Genomic DNA, 16,452 nt, shown 5'->3' with positions numbered 1-16,452 from the left:
GATTTCGAGATTGGCGATCAGGCCATCAAACCTAACGTCTTGGCCTTCGCCACCGCCTGAGTCCGCCGCTCCACTCCTAACTTGCTATGTATGCGCCGCGCATGGGTTTTCACCGTGTGCAGCGAGATAAACAGTTGGTCGGCAATCTCCAGGTTGGAGTTACCCAAGGCGATCAACTGCAACACCTCCAGCTCCCGCTGACTGAGGGGATTGTCCCCGACACACGCCTGATACTCCCGAGGCTCCAGCCCAAACTCACTCAACAACCCCGGCTGGCGCAAACGCAATTCGCGAATCGCCTGCTGCACCTGACAACGGCCCGCCAGTTCCAGCCCGACTTCCAATGAGCGCAAGGCCAACGGCCGATCGGCCATTTGCCAGGCCACCTCCCCCAATACCAGATGCAATTCAGCCTCAAGGCACAGCATGCCCCGTTGGTGGGCGCTTTCAAGCAAGGCGTTAAGCCGCATGATGGGCGCATCAAAACGGCTTAACTTCACCTCGGCCAACACCTGCAAATACTCAAGGCGCGGAATCAATTCCAGCGTGGCCGGCGGCGCCTGTTTCGCCTTCGGCCCACGGTAGTGACGCAGCACGCGAGTCACCGCCTCCAGGGTCAACTCGGCACGCCCCTGCTGCAGCCAGAAATGCCCGCTGAGCAACAACAGCACGGCCCGGTACACGGTGTCCGGCACCTGCCGCTGTTGCATCAAGCGTTCAGCGTCCCGCAGTTGGATAAACGCCTGGGCATAATCACCCTTGTTCGCCGCGAGCAACGCCAGCCCGAGAAAACCGTACAGCACACGCTTGTCCTGGCTGTGCAGACAGATGCCCAACCCCGCCTCGAAGCATTCTGCGGCCACGGCATCGTGCCCCTGGCGCAAGGCCAGATGCCCACGCCGCAGGGCAATTCTTCCCACCAACGGCCCAGCCTTGAGGCGTTGCCTGGCCAACATCGCCTGGACATTTTCCAGCAAACTCTGGGCTCGATAAGGCGCACCACGCTGCTCCAACAACTGGGCATGATCGAGTTCCAGTAGCGCCTCCAGCAACAATGAACCATGAGACCTGGCCAGGCACAGCGCTTCTCGGTTCAAGCCTTGGGCCACGTCCAGCTCGCCCCGCAACAAGGCCTGTTGGGTCAGCCCGGACAAGCACATCAAGCGCGATGTCCAGGCACCGTCCGGCAGATACGCCAAGGCTTCGAGAAAGTGCTCACGGGCGCGCAACGCCTCGCCCCCCAGATGCAACAACCAACCCCACTGCGCCTGCCAACGGGCCAACAACTGACGCTGCAATTGCGCGGTCGGCTGCGGTGTGAACCGTGCCAACTGGTCGACACATTGCGCCGCCTGATCGAAGCGTCCGGCAAACAACAGCGCCGCCGTCACCAGCCCCACCAACTGCGCAGAACCCAGCATCAATTCATCACCATGCTGCTCATGCAGACGCAACAACAGCATCGCGTTTTGCTGGCGGAACAGATCCTCAAAACTGAAATGACGCAGCAGGCTGACAGCCACTTCGTACTCCTCGGCCAATAGCGCTTGCTCGAACGCCACCTGCCAATCCTCGGCCAAGGTGAACCATTGGCAGGCGCGCCGGTGCCAGGAACGCTTGGCCGGCCAGGGCTCGTTCTGCAGCCGCTGCGCCAGGGGCGGGAAGACTTGCAGCCAGTCGGGGGAATCCTCCCAGGGTTCGATAAAGGCGCCCAACGTCTGCAAGTCCCGCAGGTAGTCGGCGCCATCACCAAAACCGAACAGGTGCTCACACAAACCAGGATTGAAACGCGGCAAGTGCGCCAACACGCGCCAGGCTTCGGCCAGCTCAGGTGTCAGCGTGCTGAACAGCTCATGCTGCAGGTAATCGAGCAGCGTTTTGTCCGGATGCCCATCCGCTTCAAGCAGGGCGATGCGCACGCCAGCACACCAACCCGCACTGAAGTGCAGCACCTTGTCGGCGATTTGCCGGGCGTGGGGACAGCGGGTGGTCAATTGCTGGATTTCGGCCTGATCAAAGGCCATTTCCGCGCCGCTGCATTCCCACAACTCATCATCGAGCAGCAGCCGGGGCCAGTTGCACATCGGCCGTCGCCGTGCGCCCAACCACCAGGTCAGGGCTGGACTGCTGGCGACCAGCAAGCGGTCGAGCAAGGCATCCAGTTCCGGAGCTGGAACCCGGCAATAGTCATCAAGGAAGACCCAGGCCGTGCCCTGCCAACGGCTGAGATCCATCGACAATGTCGCTTCATCGACAAACACCAAGCCGAGGCTTTGCGACAGGCGCTGGCACAAATCGCGGGCGCCGAGGGCTGCACCGTTCAAGGGCAGCCAATACACCTGGCACGTAGTGGGCGCCTGTAACGCGCACTCGGCGAGCAAGGCACTCTTGCCGCTGCCGGCCGGTGCACAGAGTAACTTCACCCGCGCCTGTGCCGTGAGCAAAGGCTCGGCCAAACGCGGGCGTAACAGATGGTGGGAAGACAAACGGGGCATGAATCCAGGACGGTCCAGACAACGGGTCATGGCGGTCATTGCAGCGTCCCTGTTTTTTATTATTAGGCGGCGTGCCTCCTACCCTAGTCCTGTGGTGGGTGGTTGTTGAGGAGTATTCAGCAGGCTGATTGCCGGGCATAAAAAATGCCGGGCGCCCGAAGGGTCCCGGCATGGGACCTGAATGTGGAACGCGGTCAAATGTGGGAGCGGGCTTGCTCGCGAAGGCGGTGTATCCGTCAGCAGATGTGTTGTCTGACCCACCGCATTCGCGAGCAAGCCCGCTCCCACACAAGCCCGCTCTTATCAAACTTAAAATAATTTACTGAGTTTAAAGGGTTAAAATTTCACCCTAAAGTCTTGAGTCCTGCATAAACAATTTCAGGCGACCGCATTCTTGTGGCGAGCGGGCTTGTCCCGCGTTGGGCTGCGCAGCAGCCCCAAAACCAGGCGCAGAGGAGTGCCTGATACACCGCATTCGTCTTCATCAGGGGCGCTTCGCACCCCAACGCGGGACAAGCCCGCTCGCCACAGAGGTCCCAGTTTGCTGCGCGACAGCGCTACGTCGAAGAGGTAGTGGGACCTCCCACATTTTGATCGTATTTCAAACGAGGATCAGCGTACGCCCGAGGCCCTCAACGCCGCCGGTGTGTAGTCCGCCGCCTTGGCCGCAAAGCCGAACTCGAAGCTGTGTTTCTCCTCGTTCTTCATCCCCAGGGCGATGTAGCGACCGGCAATGATGTCGTACAGGGTTTCGACGGTGTAGGCCGGCACCTGGTGGTCGTAATAGAACTGGGCATGCCCTTCAGCGACGCGCCACAGTTGGCCACGACCGTCATAGTGATCCACCAGCGCCACTTGCCAGCTGTCTTCGTCGATGTACATGTGGCGCTTGGCGTAGATGTGCCGCTCGCTCGGCTTGACCGTGCCGATCACTTCCCAGACCCGGTGCAGTTCGTAACGGGTCAGGTCCTGGTTGATATGCCCGGCCTTGATGATGTCGTCGTATTTGAGGGCGGGCGAGTCGAGCTTGTAGCTGTTGTAGGGGATGTACATTTCCTTCTTGCCCACCAGCTTCCAGTCGTAGCGGTCCGGGGCGCCGGAAAACATGTCGAAGTTGTCGGTGGTACGCAGACCATCGGAAGCTGTGCCTGGCCCGTCGTAGGACACTTGCGGCGCACGGCGAACACGACGCTGGCCGGCGTTGTAGATCCAGGCCAGGCGCGGCTCTTTCACTTGGTCGAGGGTTTCATGCACCAGCAGGACGTTGCCCGCCAGGCGAGCCGGAGCCGTTACCGATTGCTTGAAGAAACTCAACACGTTGGCGCCCTTGGCCGGGTCCATATCCGGGATCGATTGCGGCACCGCCACTTCTTCCTCAAAGCGAATCGACGTGTAGCTGCCGTTGGTCTGCGGCGTGGCCTGGGTGATGATCCGCCGCAGATTGCCGCCGTGGTAACGGGTGATGTGGTTCCACAGCACCTCGACGCCGTTCTTCGGAATCGGGAACGCGTAGTAGCGGTTACCGGTGAAGTTTTCCAGGCCGTTGCCGTCGTTGATGGCCTTGACGTTCAACGCACTGCGCTTGATCGACTCGTAGATCTCCGGCGGCAGATTGACCGTGCGGTGGGTCGGGTAGACCGGAATTTTGTAGGTCTCGGGATAGCGCTTGAACATCGCCACCTGGCCGTCGGACAGTTTGTCCTTGTACTTATCGACGGTAGCGGCGGTGATCACGAACAGGGGTTTTTCATTGGCGAACGGGTCGGCCAGGAAGCCCTTGCTGTCCACCGCGCCAGCGTTTTTCGGGATGCCACCGGTCCACGCCGGGATCGAACCGTCGGCGTTGCCAGCTTTCTCGGCACCCACGGGAGTGAGGCTAGTGCCCAGCTTCGCCGCTTCCTCCGGCGATACCGCCGCTATCACGTTGGCGGCCAGCAGGCTCAGGGCCAATACGCCGCACTGCAAAATCATCTTATGCATAGTCTTTTGTCCTTCTTTAAGCCAAATCAGAAGTTCACGCCGAAGCTGAGGGCGAGGAAGTCACGGTCGGTCAGGGTGTTGTAGTCACCGCCGAAAAAGTCGGTGTAGCTCAGGCTGGCGGTATAGGTGTTGCGGTAGTCGGCATCGACGCCGACGCTGATGGCCTTTGCCCCTTCGTTGAACAGGCCGTTGGGACCATAACCACTGACGTCATGGGACCAGGACAGGTTGGGCTTGAGATTGATTCCGGCGATCACGTTGTTGTAATCGAGGATCGCCCGGGCGCGATAACCCCAGGAGGTCGCCGTGACAAAGCCATCGGTATCGCCGCCAAAACCGTACTGCCCATAGACCGAATCGCGGCCGTAGCGCAGCTTGCTTTTCGCTTCCAGCCCACCCACGTGCACGATGGCCGCTTCACCCACCAGAGTCAGGCGTTCGGCGCCCAGCACTTGGTCGAAGAACTGGGTCATGGTGCTTTGGATCTGGGTGATTTCCTTGCGTCGGTAGCCCGCGTTATCCGCGCCGAACGAACTCCTGATCGGTGAGGCGGCGTTGCCGGCAATCGGGTTGACCAAGGCCAGCGTCAGGTCCGTGGTGTTGAGTTGTACGGGAGCATTGGGCCGATAGCTGACTTCCCCGGTCCAGGCCGTGCCGGTGGGCAAGGTGGTGGAGAAACTGGCGCCGTACAGGCGGATGTCTTCCGGGTAGTCGAGGTAGTACTGGCCGCGACCGAGCATCACGCTCTGGGCCAGCCCGGCGCCAGTGCCGGGGGCGATGCGGTTGGCGGCATTGATGATGCCTCCGATCGTCGCCAGGTTGGTGTTGGCGGTGATCGTCCCCACGGTCGGTGTGCGGCTGTGATAATTCATGAAGTACAAGCCGTACTCGGTGTCATCGCCCAGCCAGCGTAAAGCCGCGCCGAACTGGCCGGAATCCCGGGCATCACGGTCGCCGGCACGATGGACGATCACACCCTCGTTGGTCACGTCGAACCCCTGGCCGAATGCCGCGGCCACCGGTTGCAGCGGTCGGATCGCCGGGCTGCCGACGGTGTAGTTGTTATTGCAGCCGTCAGCCGCTACGTCGCCGCCAAAGAAGGTACCGCAGTTATCCAGCACCGTCTGGTCCCACTCCAACTGATAGAACCCTTCCACGGTCAGTTGGTTGGTCAAGGTCTGGGAGGCGAACAACATGTTGACCGGAATCAAGCCTTCCTTGATCTCGGCGCCCGGACGGCGAAAGGCTGAGACGTCGATGGGGTTAATGCTGTTGATGGAGTTACCGATGAAGGTACTTTCGCCCCAACTGACCACCTGCTTACCGGCACGCACGGTGCCCGGCAGATCGCCCAGGGAATAGTTGTGATAAATGAAGGCATCGAGGATCTGCGCACCGCTGGATTTGGCGCCTTCCTTGCGGTTGTGGTCGCTGATCTGCTTGAACTCGCGGTCTTCATCCTTGAGCTCGAAGTCGTACCAGTACTTGCCACGGACAAACACACCGGTGTCGCCGTACTTGAGCTCCAGGTCGTGCAGGCCCTTGAAGATCTTGGAGAAGGTTTCGCCTTTCTTGAAGTTCAGCCGACCGTCGTCCCCAGTCGAGGCTTGTCCCCTGCCGCCGTTGGGAATCCCCACCAGCTTGCTGTCGGCATCGCGCATGCCCCAACTGGCACCCACCGAGAGCGAGGAATCGAATTGCCCTTCGATTTCCCCAATGTTGAACGAAACAGCCTGTGCCTGGGCACAGCAACCCAAAGCAACCGCAGCGGCCAGCGCCTGTGGCCTGAAGATGGCGCGCATTGTTGTTTTTGTCATGCGTCTTCCCCGGTGGTGTGACAGAAGGCCCCACCCTACTGCCCCGCATCAGGAGCGATAAGCGCACCAAGGAGGTATTCGTGTTGTCGCTCGAAAGGATGAGAGGGGGCGCCGAGCGGGGTTTTGGCGAGGGTATCGATTGGGTGGATGGCGGGTTATCAAGGGGATGGATGAAGAAGGGGAACACCCCATGACTGTTGCTGATTTGGTAACAATCCTTGTCTCGAATTGGTGTTTTTCACTCTGTAACAAACGACTATGCTTATCTGGCTTTCACGGCAAACGAACGCTTCCCAGTGTGCGCCCGCCAGGCAACAGAAAGCCGAATTCAAACGGATTGGCCATTATTTTCAGTCTGTTACCGATGTTTACTGACGTTGATTTATCGCTCCTTGATCCAACGTCTTACTTCGGCCGCTGCTTTTGCAGCGGCCTTTTTTATGCCTGAAATAAAGCGGGGCGCCCCACGCGCCCCGCTTTATTAAATAATGTTCATGCAACGATCAGAGGGCATACTTCTGCAGGTTCGCCATCATTTCCTTCAAGGCTTCGATATTGTCCCGGGGATGGGCGGCGCCTTCGAAGTCGCAGATTTGCTGCCAGTGCGCGGCCACATCGTCCGGGGAGAAACCCGCTTCAGGGTTAAACCCCACACCCAGGCTGCGCTCCCAACGGGTCTTGCCGATCCAGCCACCACCGACTTCAAACAGGCCAGACGTTTCCTGACAGGCCTCGCTGCCCAGGTACACCACCAACGGGCTGACCAGTTCCGGCTTGAGACGCTCGAACACTTGCGGCGGGATCAGGCCTTCAGTCATGCGCGTGCCACCGGTAGGCGCAATGGCGTTGACCAGAATGTTGTTCTTGCGCCCTTCCAGCGCCAGGGTACGGGTCAAACCATACAGACCGAGCTTGGCCATGCCGTAGTTGGACTGGCCGAAGTTGCCGTAGATCCCGGACGTTGACGCGGTGAAAATGACGCGCCCATAACCTTGCTCGCGCAGGTGCGGCCAAGCGGCGCGGGTGACTTTGTAGGCGCCTTCGACATGCACTCGGTAAACCAGGTCCCAGTCACCATCGTCCATTTTATGGAAGGTCTTGTCCCGCAGGATCCCGGCATTGTTCACCACCACGTCGATGCGGCCGAAAACGTCGAGGGCGTTCTGTACGATCTTATCGCCGTCGGTGACCGAATCATGGTTGGCTTCGGCAATGCCGCCGGCCTCACGGATCTCGGCTACCACGCGGTCGGCCGCCGACGCATTGGCGCCTTCGCCCTGGGCCGAGCCACCCAGGTCGTTCACCAGCACCTTGGCACCGTGCTTGGCGAACAGCAGCGCATGAGCCCGGCCCAACCCACCGCCAGCGCCGGTGACGATCACGACCTTATCCTTGAACTGCACAGACTCACTCATACGAAACTCCTGGGACGATAGGGGAATGGGTTGAGTGTCCGGCACCGGGCTTGTGGTCACAATAAACACGGTTGAGGCTGAATGGTGCGCGATAAGGCGCAGGGATGATTGTCAGGAACAGGCCACGCGTGGCGCCATCAACGCGATGCGCTGGCGAAACGCCGACCACGAAACACAAAGCACTGGCCACGTTTGCGCCAGGCGCTGAGAGGAGTCGTCTCGGCCAGTGGCATCAGGCTGTGTATCCAGGGTCTTGCTTGTCCAGCTTGCGCAACAGCGCCGGCCAGGCCAATGCGCCGCCCATGCCCTGAGCGCTTTTGGTGACGCCAGCGATCATTGCCTTGGCACCCGCCAGGATTGGCGGCTCGATGGCGATTAACTCGGCGCCGCCGTTTTGCGCCAGCACCTGGATATCGCAGGCCCGCTGGAAGGTGAACATCATCAGGAAAGTATCGGCGATGGTGCCGCCGCAGGTCAGCAGCCCGTGGTTATGCAGCATGAGAAAGTTGTTTTCCCCCAGGTCGGCCTGCAACCGGGCTTTTTCCTCGGGGTTCAACGCCACACCTTCGTAGGCGTGATAGGCCAGGCTGGATAACACGAATAACGACTGCTGGCTGATGGGCAATACGCCCTGCTTCTGCGCCGAGACAGCAACGCCGGCCGCGGTGTGGGTGTGCAAGACACACACCACGTCGTGCCGCACTTCATGCACCGCGCTGTGGATGGTGTAGCCCGCCGGATTGATCTCGTAGGGACTGTCCATCAGTTTATTGCCGGCCTGATCGATTTTGACCAGGCTCGACGCCGTGATCTCGTGGAACATCAGCCCGAACGGGTTGATCAGGAAATCTTCGGTGCCCGGCACTTTGGCCGAGATGTGGGTGAAAATCAGATCGTCCCAGCCATGCATGGCCACCAAGCGATAGCAGGCGGCCAGGTCGACGCGGGTCTGCCATTCGGCGGCGCTGACCTGGTCTTTTACACTCTGTGTCGATTGAACGGGGGCTAGGCTCACGGCAATGACCTCGACGGTGTGGAGTTCTTATTGTTTTGAGGATGAAGGACCAGTCTAGTCAGCCCTGAGGGCTGGCGTAGTTGCATTGGCAGCCAGCTTGATGGCCGAGCGGGTCAGCACTCAGCATAGTTTCAATTTGCTCAATGCGTGTCAGCCGCGCAGCGCAGCAACCAACTCAGCCAGCCATGGCTCGGCGTCGGTTTCCGGGGTCACGCTTTCGCTGGCGTCCAGGCGCAGCATCGGCAGCACTTCTCGAACACCCAACTCGGCAAACAGCTCACGCATTTGCTCGCCACCGCCGCAGAAGGTGTCACCGTAGCTGGCATCGCCCAGGCCGATCACCGCGCCCGGCAAGCCACGCCAGGCGACGGGCAACTGATCACGGATCATCGAATACAACGGTTGCAGGTTGTCCGGCAATTCGCCCATGCCGGTGGTGGACGTCACGGCCAAAAAGGCATCCGGGGCGAAGGCCTGCACATCCGCCAAGGTGGCCCGGGCGTTATGCCAGGCCTCAAAACCTGCGTCTTTAAGGATACTTGCTGCATGCCGGGCGACGTCTTCAGCCGTGCCGTACACCGAGCCGGAAAGAATGGCGACTTTCATCAATCTGATCCTGTAGCTGAGTAAAAGCCTGGGATATTAGCAGCTACGGCGACGCTTTCAGCGAATGCCCTGCAAGACCCTGTGCAAAGGTGGCCGAGACACTGGCTGGGTTGACCGCGCTCAAGGCGACGAGCGGATCTAACAAAATTTAGAAAGTGCGGTCTTCTTAAGGCGATAATCGCTTTTTGCCACATTTTTTTGAGCCAGATCAATGCAACGCGACGCGCTTTTGACGCAGGACGAGTTGGATTTCATTCAGACCCTGCACCACAACCCGCAACTCAACATGCGGGACGCGTCGTCGAGCCTGACGGTCAATGGCGGTGCGCAGATTCGCGATCTGCTCACCCGCTTGGCCGCCCACGAACACGTCACTATCCAGGCCCAATTCGACAACCAGCAAATGACCTTTCCGCTGCAACTGGTGGAAGACGAGTTTCATGCGGTGCATTTGCGCCTGGGCGTACCGAGCATTTTCGAAGACGGGCCGATGATCCGTCCGTGGCGCCTGGCACTCGAGGAGCCAGTAGCCCTTGAGAATATCAAGGGCCATCCAGGTTCATTATGGGTGTGTGAGGTGTCATTCAAGGGATTGCTGCTGGAGGTTCGCGGCCGGGCCAAGGCGCCGAAAACCTTTTCTCTATGGTTCAGCCCGTCCGGTTACGAGCGCATCGCCGTGCGCGGCACCCTGGAGCGCGAAAACGCCCAAGGACTGTTTGCCTATCGCCTGAATCAGGGGGATGTGGATGAAATCGAGCGCCTGCGCCAGTTCATCCTGCAGCAGCACCGCTTGGCGCATCCGGACGTTCATGCCTGACTTCAGGTATCCAGGGTACCGCTGAGAAACTCTTGCAATCGCCGCTGCATCAAGCGTCCATCATTTCCCAGGCAGCCAATGAGCGAGCCCGCCAGGGCCTCCTGCACCAGGTCTGAGGCATCACCGGCCAGCAGCAGCGGGCATTCGAGGGTCAGCGCCAGCCGGTTCAGGCGCCGAGGAAGGTCATGGGTCGGTGAGTGATTAGAGAACACCACCATCGCCTGAGGACGAGCCTTTTCACAAATCAGCGTCAATTCATCGAAGGGCTGGCCTATGCCCAGAATCTGCACGGCCAGTTCTTCACTGCTTATCAACACACCGGCTACCAGCAACTCCAGCCCGCGGCACTCCCCGGACATGGCCGCCAGCAATACCCGGGGAGTCGGCAAAGCACACGCCATTTGCAGGCGCTGCATTGTCCGGCCACGCAGGAAGACGTCGAAGAACAACCATTCACTGGCTTGGCCAAATTGGCCCTGATGGCGTAACAGCTGGTACCAAAGCGGCATCAGGATGTCCTGGAACACCACCGCAGTCGGGTAAGCCGCAAAAATCCGATCGTACAAACGGTCCAGTTGCCGCTCGTCAAAAGCGCGGACGGCCTGTCCCAGTTGAGCTTGCCACTGAGCCCACTCGTGACCCGCGGTATCTTCTACGGTATCGTCGCGCGCCAGGATCTTCCCCACCTTGCTTACCGCCACTCCACGCTCGATCCAGTCGACAATGCGATGAACGGTATCAATATTGGCTTTCGAGTACAGGCGATGCCCTCTTTCGGTGCGTATGGGCTGGATCAGGCCATAACGCCGCTCCCAGGCGCGCAAAGTGACCGGGTTGATGCCTGTCAATCTCGAGACTTCGCGGATCGGAAACAGCTCATCGGAGTCAACCACACCGGGGAGTCTGGGGCCTTCAAGCGAAGCAATAATCGAAGCCATTAGAAGCCAGCACATCCATGTGATTTTGGATCCCATTTAACGCCTATACACCTGCCTTATTCAAGGTTCTACCTAATCGACCAACGTCACTGGTGTATTTCGTCAATTCAGGAATAATCCTTGCCTGTTTTTCAGTACCACCGCCCTACCTCGCGGTTGTGCTGGGTACGCCACCTATCCGGTTACGCGTGCCCATACATCTGGAGATACACAATGTCTACCTCCCCCGTTACCTTGATGGTCGCGCGTCGCGTGGCCAAAGGTCGTTATGAAGACCTGATTGCCTGGCTGCGCGAAGGCGAACAATTGGCCACTGACTTTCCGGGCTACCTCGGCTCAGGCGTACTGGCTCCGCCACCGGGCGATGATGAATTCCAGATCATTTTCCGTTTCGCCGATGAACAGACCCTGCACGTCTGGGAGTTTTCCGCATCCCGCAGCGCCTGGTTGGGACGCGGCAGTGATTTGTTTGCCAACCCATCAGAACATCGGGTCCGCGGGATCGATGGCTGGTTTGGCGCCGTCGGCCAGCGTCCACCACGCTGGAAACAGGCGGTTGCCATCTGGCTGGCATTTTTTCCGGTATCGCTGCTGTTCAACTTCGGGCTTGAGCCACTGCTCGGCGAACTGGGCCTGTTCAACCGCGTACTGGTCAGTACCTTGGCGCTGACGCCGTTGATGGTTTATTTCTTTATCCCGCTGTCGACCCATTTGCTGGCGAACTGGCTGCAGCCTGCACCGGTTCGGGTCAAAGCCACTGAAGCTGCGGCGTAACCTACGCACATCAGGTAAGGCGGGCCGGTCGCTGGTATAGTTTTCGCCTACCCGCGATTCGAGCCCGTCATGACGCCTACTCCTGCCCCGATCCTGATCACCGGCGCCAGCCAGCGCGTCGGCCTGCATTGCGCGTTGCGCCTGCTGGACGAGGGGCAGCCGGTAATCTTCAGCTACCGCAGCGAACGTCCGGGCGTGCAGACCCTGCGCGAGCGCGGTGCGATTGCCTTGTTCGCCGATTTTTCCAGCGAGGTGGGTATCCTCACCTTCATCGATGAGCTCAAGGCACATACCACCCGCCTGCGAGCAATCATCCACAATGCCTCGGCCTGGGAAGCAGAAACTCCCGGCGAGGAAAGCCGCGCCTTCACCGATATGTTCAGCGTGCATATGCTTGCGCCATACCTGATCAACCTGCATTGTGCGGACTTGCTGCAACGCGCTCGACCGGCCGATATTGTGCACATCAGCGACGACGTCACCCGCAAGGGCAGCCGTCAACACATCGCCTATTGCGCCACCAAGGCCGGCCTCGACAGCCTGACCTTGTCCTTTGCCGCTCAACTGGCACCCGATATCAAGGTCAACGGCATCTCCCCTGCCATGGTGATGTTCAATGAAGGCGACGATGCGGCGTATCGTGCCAAAGTGCTGGCCAAATCGGCGCTGGGCATCGAGCCAGGGCCCGAGGTGATTTACCAGAGCGTGCGTTACCTGCTGGACAACCCTTATGTCACTGGTACCACCCTGACCGTCAACGGCGGGCGGCATATCAAGTAAGCCGTTTGCGAGGATGTTGTATGACGTTGTCCCTGCCCCACCACTACCGCGAGATTCTCAAAGGCCTGGGTGAAGACCCGGAGCGCGAAGGCTTGCTCGACACACCCAAGCGCGCGGCCAAGGCCATGCAGTATCTGTGTCATGGCTACAGCCAGAGCGTGGAGGAGATCGTCAACGGCGCACTGTTCGCCTCCGACAATGACGAGATGGTGATCGTCGCCGACATCGAGCTGTATTCCCTGTGCGAACACCACCTACTGCCCTTTATCGGCAAGGCGCACGTCGCCTATATGCCAACGGGCAAGGTGCTGGGCCTGTCGAAGATTGCACGCATTGTCGACATGTTTGCCCGTCGCCTGCAGATTCAGGAAAACCTCACGCGGGAAATCGCCGATGCCATCCAGGATGTCACCCAAGCTGCCGGCGTGGCGGTAGTGATTGAAGCCAAACATATGTGCATGATGATGCGCGGTGTCGAAAAACAGAATTCAACCATGAACACCTCGGTGATGCTCGGCGCCTTCCGCGAGTCGAACACCACACGCATGGAGTTCCTGCAACTGATTGGACGGAGCAAGTAGCAATGCCACAACTTCAACCAGGCATGGCGCGCATCCGGGTCAAGGACCTGTGCTTGCGCACTTTTATCGGGATCAACGAGGACGAAATCCTCAACAAACAGGATGTGTTGATCAACCTGACCATCCTCTACGCAGCCCAGGACGCGGTGCGTGACAACGACATCGACCATGCGTTGAACTACCGCACCATCACCAAGGCAATCATCGCCCACGTGGAAGGCAATCGTTTTGCCCTGCTGGAGCGCCTGACCCAGGAATTGCTGGACCTGGTGATGAGCAACGAGTCAGTGTTGTACGCCGAAGTCGAAGTCGACAAACCCCATGCGCTACGTTTTGCCGAGTCGGTGTCGATCACCCTCGCGGCGAGTCGCTAACCCCTTACATTCGCAGTGAGCCCTATGAACGATCAACAACGCCTCGAACTCGAAGCCGCCGCCTTCCGCCGGCTGGTGGCGCATCTGGACAGCCGCAAGGATGTACAGAACATCGACCTGATGAACCTCGCCGGCTTCTGCCGTAACTGCCTGTCCAAGTGGTACAAGGCCGAGGCCGACGAGCGCCAGATCGAGGTCAGCCTCGATGACGCCCGTGACGTGGTGTACGGCATGCCGTACGCCGAATGGAAAGCCCAATACCAGCAAGAAGCCAACGCCGGACAACAAGCGGCGTTCGCCAAAGGAAAACCCCATGACTGACCTGAACACCCTCCGCGCCAGCCTCAACAGCGGCGAACACGCCTTTGCCGATACCCTGACCTTTGTCGCCGCCGGTTACGACTACCAGCCACAGGCCTTCACCAACGGCGGCGTGGAAAACGCTGCCGGCCAGAACGAAGGCTCTTGCAAGACCCTGGGCCTGGCCCTGCTGGAAGGCTTGAGCGATCAGGAAGCGTTGCTGGCGTTTGGTGAGCATTACCGTTCGGTGATGGCGACGCCAGAGGGCAGTGACCACGGCAATATTCGTGCGTTGATCGAGCATGGGTTGGCGGGTGTGAAATTCAGCGCACAGCCTCTGACACGCAAATCCTGAGTCAGACATAGATCAACATGTGGGAGGGGCGGTGCGACGATTCGACTTGCTCCCTCCCACATTTGAGCTGCGGTGTGGCATAAATCGCAGACATAAAAAAACCGGCCTCGCAGCCGGTTTTTTCATTTCAACGGTTTAGAACGAAGCGTCCTTCAATCCGTCGAGGTAACGCTCGGCGTCCAGTGCCGCCATGCAACCCGCGCCGGCCGAGGTGATCGCTTGGCGGTACACGTGGTCAGCCACGTCGCCGGCAGCGAAGATGCCTTCGATGTTGGTCGCGGTAGCATTGCCTTCACGGCCGCCCTGCACCACCAGGTAACCGTCTTTGGCTTCCAGCACGCCTTCGAACAGCGAGGTGTTCGGGGTGTGGCCGATGGCGATAAATACGCCGTCGACGGTCAGTTCGTCGAAGCTGCCGTCGTTGTTCTTCAGGCGAGCACCGGTCACGCCCATGTTGTCGCCCAGGACTTCATCCAGGGTGGCGTTGAGCTTGAGGATGATCTTGCCTTCGGCAACCCGGGCGTGCAGCTTGTCGATCAGGATCTTCTCGGCGCGGAAAGTCTCGCGACGGTGAACCAGAGTCACGGTGCTGGCAATGTTGGCCAGGTACAGCGCTTCTTCGACAGCGGTGTTGCCACCACCAACTACGGCAACGGGTTTGTTGCGATAGAAGAAACCGTCGCACGTGGCACAGGCAGAAACGCCCTTGCCCATGAACGCTTCTTCCGACGGCAGGCCCAGGTAACGAGCGCTGGCGCCGGTGGCGATGATCAGCGCGTCACAGGTGTAGACGCCGCTGTCGCCGGTCAGGCTGTAAGGTTTCTTCGAGAAATCGACGGCGTTGATGTGATCGAAGACGATTTCAGTCTCGAAGCGCTCGGCGTGTTCTTTCATGCGTTCCATCAACACCGGACCGGTCAGGCCATGGACATCGCCCGGCCAGTTGTCGACTTCGGTGGTGGTGGTCAACTGACCGCCCGCCTGCATGCCGGTGATCAACAGCGGCTTGAGGTTGGCCCGGGCCGCGTAGACCGCAGCGCTGTAACCGGCAGGGCCGGAACCGAGAATAATCACTCGCGAATGACGGGTATCAGACATGACTCACTCCTATCGACCGCCCGGACAACAGAACGGCTGGAATAAAAAAGGACCGCGAAGCACTTGGGGAAGGCTTGAACTCGCAAGATCCTGAAAAATAATGGGTGCAGCGTATCGAGGGGGGCAAGATTAAGGAAATACGGAATAACAATCCAGCTCATAGGTGGTCTCTATGCAGTCGCCTCTATTAATCGACGCCTTTGTTACCGTTAGTGTCGACATGTCGACCCAGCTTTCGCCTTTCCGGCAAAGGCGGTAAGGTCGGCCCGTTCGCCCTTTTGACCGGAGTTATCCATGTCCGCCCCCGCTCTCTCAGGCCCGCAGTATCTGCGCGAAGGCCTCAAACTGGTGCTCAGCCCCGGCCTGCACCTGTTTGTCCTGCTGCCGTTGGCGATCAACCTGATACTGTTCGTCGGATTGATCTATTTCGCTGGCCATCAGTTCAGTGTGTGGGTCGACACATTGATGCCGACCCTGCCAAGTTGGCTGAGCTTCCTGAATTATCTTCTGTGGCCGCTGTTCGTGGTGCTGGTGGTGCTGATGGTGTTTTTCACCTTCACAATGCTCGCCAACATCATCGCCGCACCGTTCAATGGCTTTCTCGCGGAAAAGGTCGAAGTGGTGGTGCGCGGCACCGACGACTTCCCGCCGTTCAGTTGGGCCGAGCTGGCAGCCATGGTCCCCCGTACCCTGGCACGGGAAATGCGCAAGCTGGGTTACTTCCTGCCGCGGGCCATCGGCCTGTTTATTCTGTCGTTCATTCCGGTGGTCAACCTGGTGGCGGCGCCACTGTGGTTGCTGTTCGGGGTGTGGATGATGGCGATCCAGTACATCGACTACCCGGCGGATAACCACAAACTGGGCTGGAACGAAATGCTCGCCTGGCTGCGCCAGAAACGCTGGCAGAGCATGAGCTTCGGCGGGATCGTTTATCTGGTGCTGCTGGTGCCGGTGGTCAACCTGCTGATGATGCCGGCGGCAGTGGCTGGAGCAACGCTATTCTGGGTGCGTGAGCAAGGTGCCGAGGCGATGGCAGTGAAGAAGGCCTGAGCCGTCATAAATCCATCATCCAGATGACACAATGACGACATGGCCCGCGCCGACACT

At 59.5% G+C, this 16,452-nt stretch carries 16 protein-coding genes; 8 read left to right on the top strand and 8 right to left on the bottom strand.

All coding sequences use genetic code 11. The annotated features are described in order from the left end of the window. Nucleotides 1–17 precede the first annotated feature (17 nt). The 6 genes from J7E41_RS16515 to J7E41_RS16490 form a co-directional block, all read right to left on the bottom strand. Entirely contained in the window at nucleotides 18–2,534 is a 2,517-nt protein-coding gene (locus J7E41_RS16515) for a LuxR C-terminal-related transcriptional regulator (RefSeq protein WP_214994396.1), read from the bottom strand. Nucleotides 2,535–3,107: 573 nt separating this feature from the next. Next, the gene (locus J7E41_RS16510) at nucleotides 3,108–4,475 is read right to left on the bottom strand and encodes a DUF1329 domain-containing protein (protein ID WP_214994395.1); all 1,368 of its coding nucleotides are present in this window, start codon (nucleotides 4,473–4,475) and stop codon (nucleotides 3,108–3,110) included. Between the two features lie 26 nt (nucleotides 4,476–4,501). Then, the gene (locus J7E41_RS16505) at nucleotides 4,502–6,292 is read right to left on the bottom strand and encodes a DUF1302 domain-containing protein (protein WP_214994393.1); all 1,791 of its coding nucleotides are present in this window, start codon (nucleotides 6,290–6,292) and stop codon (nucleotides 4,502–4,504) included. 503 nt (nucleotides 6,293–6,795) lie between these two features. After that, the gene (locus J7E41_RS16500) at nucleotides 6,796–7,707 is read right to left on the bottom strand and encodes an SDR family oxidoreductase (RefSeq protein WP_214994391.1); all 912 of its coding nucleotides are present in this window, start codon (nucleotides 7,705–7,707) and stop codon (nucleotides 6,796–6,798) included. 232 nt (nucleotides 7,708–7,939) lie between these two features. Beyond that, nucleotides 7,940–8,722 carry a class II aldolase/adducin family protein gene (locus tag J7E41_RS16495; protein WP_214994389.1) on the bottom strand — a complete coding sequence of 261 codons (783 nt, stop codon included), beginning with the start codon at nucleotides 8,720–8,722 and terminating at the stop codon, nucleotides 7,940–7,942. A gap of 150 nt (nucleotides 8,723–8,872) precedes the next feature. Next, complete coding sequence (locus tag J7E41_RS16490) at nucleotides 8,873–9,328, bottom strand: flavodoxin (RefSeq protein ID WP_214994387.1); 456 nt, start codon at nucleotides 9,326–9,328, stop codon at nucleotides 8,873–8,875. A 211-nt stretch (nucleotides 9,329–9,539) separates the two neighbouring features. Between J7E41_RS16490 and J7E41_RS16485 the strand changes: the two genes are divergently transcribed. Further along, nucleotides 9,540–10,145, top strand: a complete 606-nt coding sequence (locus tag J7E41_RS16485; protein WP_214994385.1) for a hypothetical protein — start codon at nucleotides 9,540–9,542, stop codon at nucleotides 10,143–10,145. A gap of 2 nt (nucleotides 10,146–10,147) precedes the next feature. Here J7E41_RS16485 and J7E41_RS16480 read toward each other — a convergent pair whose 3' ends face one another. Continuing rightward, nucleotides 10,148–11,083: a MerR family transcriptional regulator gene (locus J7E41_RS16480; protein ID WP_214994383.1), complete on the bottom strand. Its 936-nt coding sequence runs from the start codon at nucleotides 11,081–11,083 to the stop codon at nucleotides 10,148–10,150. A 213-nt stretch (nucleotides 11,084–11,296) separates the two neighbouring features. Between J7E41_RS16480 and J7E41_RS16475 the strand changes: the two genes are divergently transcribed. The 6 genes from J7E41_RS16475 to J7E41_RS16450 all read left to right on the top strand — a co-directional run bounded on the left by J7E41_RS16475 (nucleotide 11,297) and on the right by J7E41_RS16450 (nucleotide 14,247). Further along, nucleotides 11,297–11,857 (top strand): antibiotic biosynthesis monooxygenase, encoded by a 561-nt coding sequence (locus J7E41_RS16475; RefSeq protein ID WP_214994378.1) that lies wholly within the window; start codon nucleotides 11,297–11,299, stop codon nucleotides 11,855–11,857. A 69-nt stretch (nucleotides 11,858–11,926) separates the two neighbouring features. Next, a complete protein-coding gene (gene folM / locus J7E41_RS16470) occupies nucleotides 11,927–12,637 on the top strand; it encodes a dihydromonapterin reductase (RefSeq protein ID WP_214994377.1) in 711 nt (236 codons plus the stop codon). A 20-nt stretch (nucleotides 12,638–12,657) separates the two neighbouring features. Continuing rightward, complete coding sequence (gene folE / locus J7E41_RS16465) at nucleotides 12,658–13,218, top strand: GTP cyclohydrolase I FolE (RefSeq protein WP_214994376.1); 561 nt, start codon at nucleotides 12,658–12,660, stop codon at nucleotides 13,216–13,218. Between the two features lie 2 nt (nucleotides 13,219–13,220). Further along, nucleotides 13,221–13,592, top strand: a complete 372-nt coding sequence (gene folX / locus J7E41_RS16460; RefSeq protein ID WP_032857710.1) for a dihydroneopterin triphosphate 2'-epimerase — start codon at nucleotides 13,221–13,223, stop codon at nucleotides 13,590–13,592. 24 nt (nucleotides 13,593–13,616) lie between these two features. Then, complete coding sequence (locus tag J7E41_RS16455) at nucleotides 13,617–13,913, top strand: DUF1244 domain-containing protein (RefSeq protein ID WP_214994375.1); 297 nt, start codon at nucleotides 13,617–13,619, stop codon at nucleotides 13,911–13,913. Continuing rightward, nucleotides 13,906–14,247, top strand: a complete 342-nt coding sequence (locus J7E41_RS16450; protein WP_214994373.1) for a HopJ type III effector protein — start codon at nucleotides 13,906–13,908, stop codon at nucleotides 14,245–14,247. Before J7E41_RS16455 ends, J7E41_RS16450 begins: the two co-directional genes overlap by 8 nt. Before the next feature lie 135 nt (nucleotides 14,248–14,382). On the opposite strand, the gene trxB is transcribed toward J7E41_RS16450, so the two are convergent. Then, on the bottom strand, nucleotides 14,383–15,345 hold the full coding sequence (gene trxB / locus J7E41_RS16445; protein WP_214994371.1) for a thioredoxin-disulfide reductase: 963 nt from the start codon (nucleotides 15,343–15,345) through the stop codon (nucleotides 14,383–14,385). Between the two features lie 294 nt (nucleotides 15,346–15,639). Here trxB and cysZ point away from each other — a divergent pair, with 294 nt between their 5' ends. Then, nucleotides 15,640–16,395 carry a sulfate transporter CysZ gene (cysZ, locus tag J7E41_RS16440; RefSeq protein ID WP_214994369.1) on the top strand — a complete coding sequence of 252 codons (756 nt, stop codon included), beginning with the start codon at nucleotides 15,640–15,642 and terminating at the stop codon, nucleotides 16,393–16,395. Nucleotides 16,396–16,452: the final 57 nt, after the last annotated feature.

The sequence above is a fragment of the Pseudomonas fluorescens genome, assembly GCF_018614655.1.
GTDB classification, from domain to species: domain Bacteria; phylum Pseudomonadota; class Gammaproteobacteria; order Pseudomonadales; family Pseudomonadaceae; genus Aquipseudomonas; species Aquipseudomonas fluorescens_BX.
Note: the sequence above shows the minus strand (reverse complement) of the source record. Positions and strands in the feature narration are given on the sequence as shown.

Coding starts and splice junctions, on each gene's coding strand:
- J7E41_RS16515 (WP_214994396.1), bottom strand. CDS start 2,534: ATGACCGCCATGACCCGTTGTCTGGACCGTCCTGGATTCATGCCCCGT.
- J7E41_RS16510 (WP_214994395.1), bottom strand. CDS start 4,475: ATGCATAAGATGATTTTGCAGTGCGGCGTATTGGCCCTGAGCCTGCTG.
- J7E41_RS16505 (WP_214994393.1), bottom strand. CDS start 6,292: ATGACAAAAACAACAATGCGCGCCATCTTCAGGCCACAGGCGCTGGCC.
- J7E41_RS16500 (WP_214994391.1), bottom strand. CDS start 7,707: ATGAGTGAGTCTGTGCAGTTCAAGGATAAGGTCGTGATCGTCACCGGC.
- J7E41_RS16490 (WP_214994387.1), bottom strand. CDS start 9,328: ATGAAAGTCGCCATTCTTTCCGGCTCGGTGTACGGCACGGCTGAAGAC.
- J7E41_RS16485 (WP_214994385.1), top strand. CDS start 9,540: ATGCAACGCGACGCGCTTTTGACGCAGGACGAGTTGGATTTCATTCAG.
- J7E41_RS16480 (WP_214994383.1), bottom strand. CDS start 11,083: ATGGCTTCGATTATTGCTTCGCTTGAAGGCCCCAGACTCCCCGGTGTG.
- J7E41_RS16475 (WP_214994378.1), top strand. CDS start 11,297: ATGTCTACCTCCCCCGTTACCTTGATGGTCGCGCGTCGCGTGGCCAAA.
- folM (WP_214994377.1), top strand. CDS start 11,927: ATGACGCCTACTCCTGCCCCGATCCTGATCACCGGCGCCAGCCAGCGC.
- folE (WP_214994376.1), top strand. CDS start 12,658: ATGACGTTGTCCCTGCCCCACCACTACCGCGAGATTCTCAAAGGCCTG.
- folX (WP_032857710.1), top strand. CDS start 13,221: ATGCCACAACTTCAACCAGGCATGGCGCGCATCCGGGTCAAGGACCTG.
- J7E41_RS16455 (WP_214994375.1), top strand. CDS start 13,617: ATGAACGATCAACAACGCCTCGAACTCGAAGCCGCCGCCTTCCGCCGG.
- J7E41_RS16450 (WP_214994373.1), top strand. CDS start 13,906: ATGACTGACCTGAACACCCTCCGCGCCAGCCTCAACAGCGGCGAACAC.
- trxB (WP_214994371.1), bottom strand. CDS start 15,345: ATGTCTGATACCCGTCATTCGCGAGTGATTATTCTCGGTTCCGGCCCT.
- cysZ (WP_214994369.1), top strand. CDS start 15,640: ATGTCCGCCCCCGCTCTCTCAGGCCCGCAGTATCTGCGCGAAGGCCTC.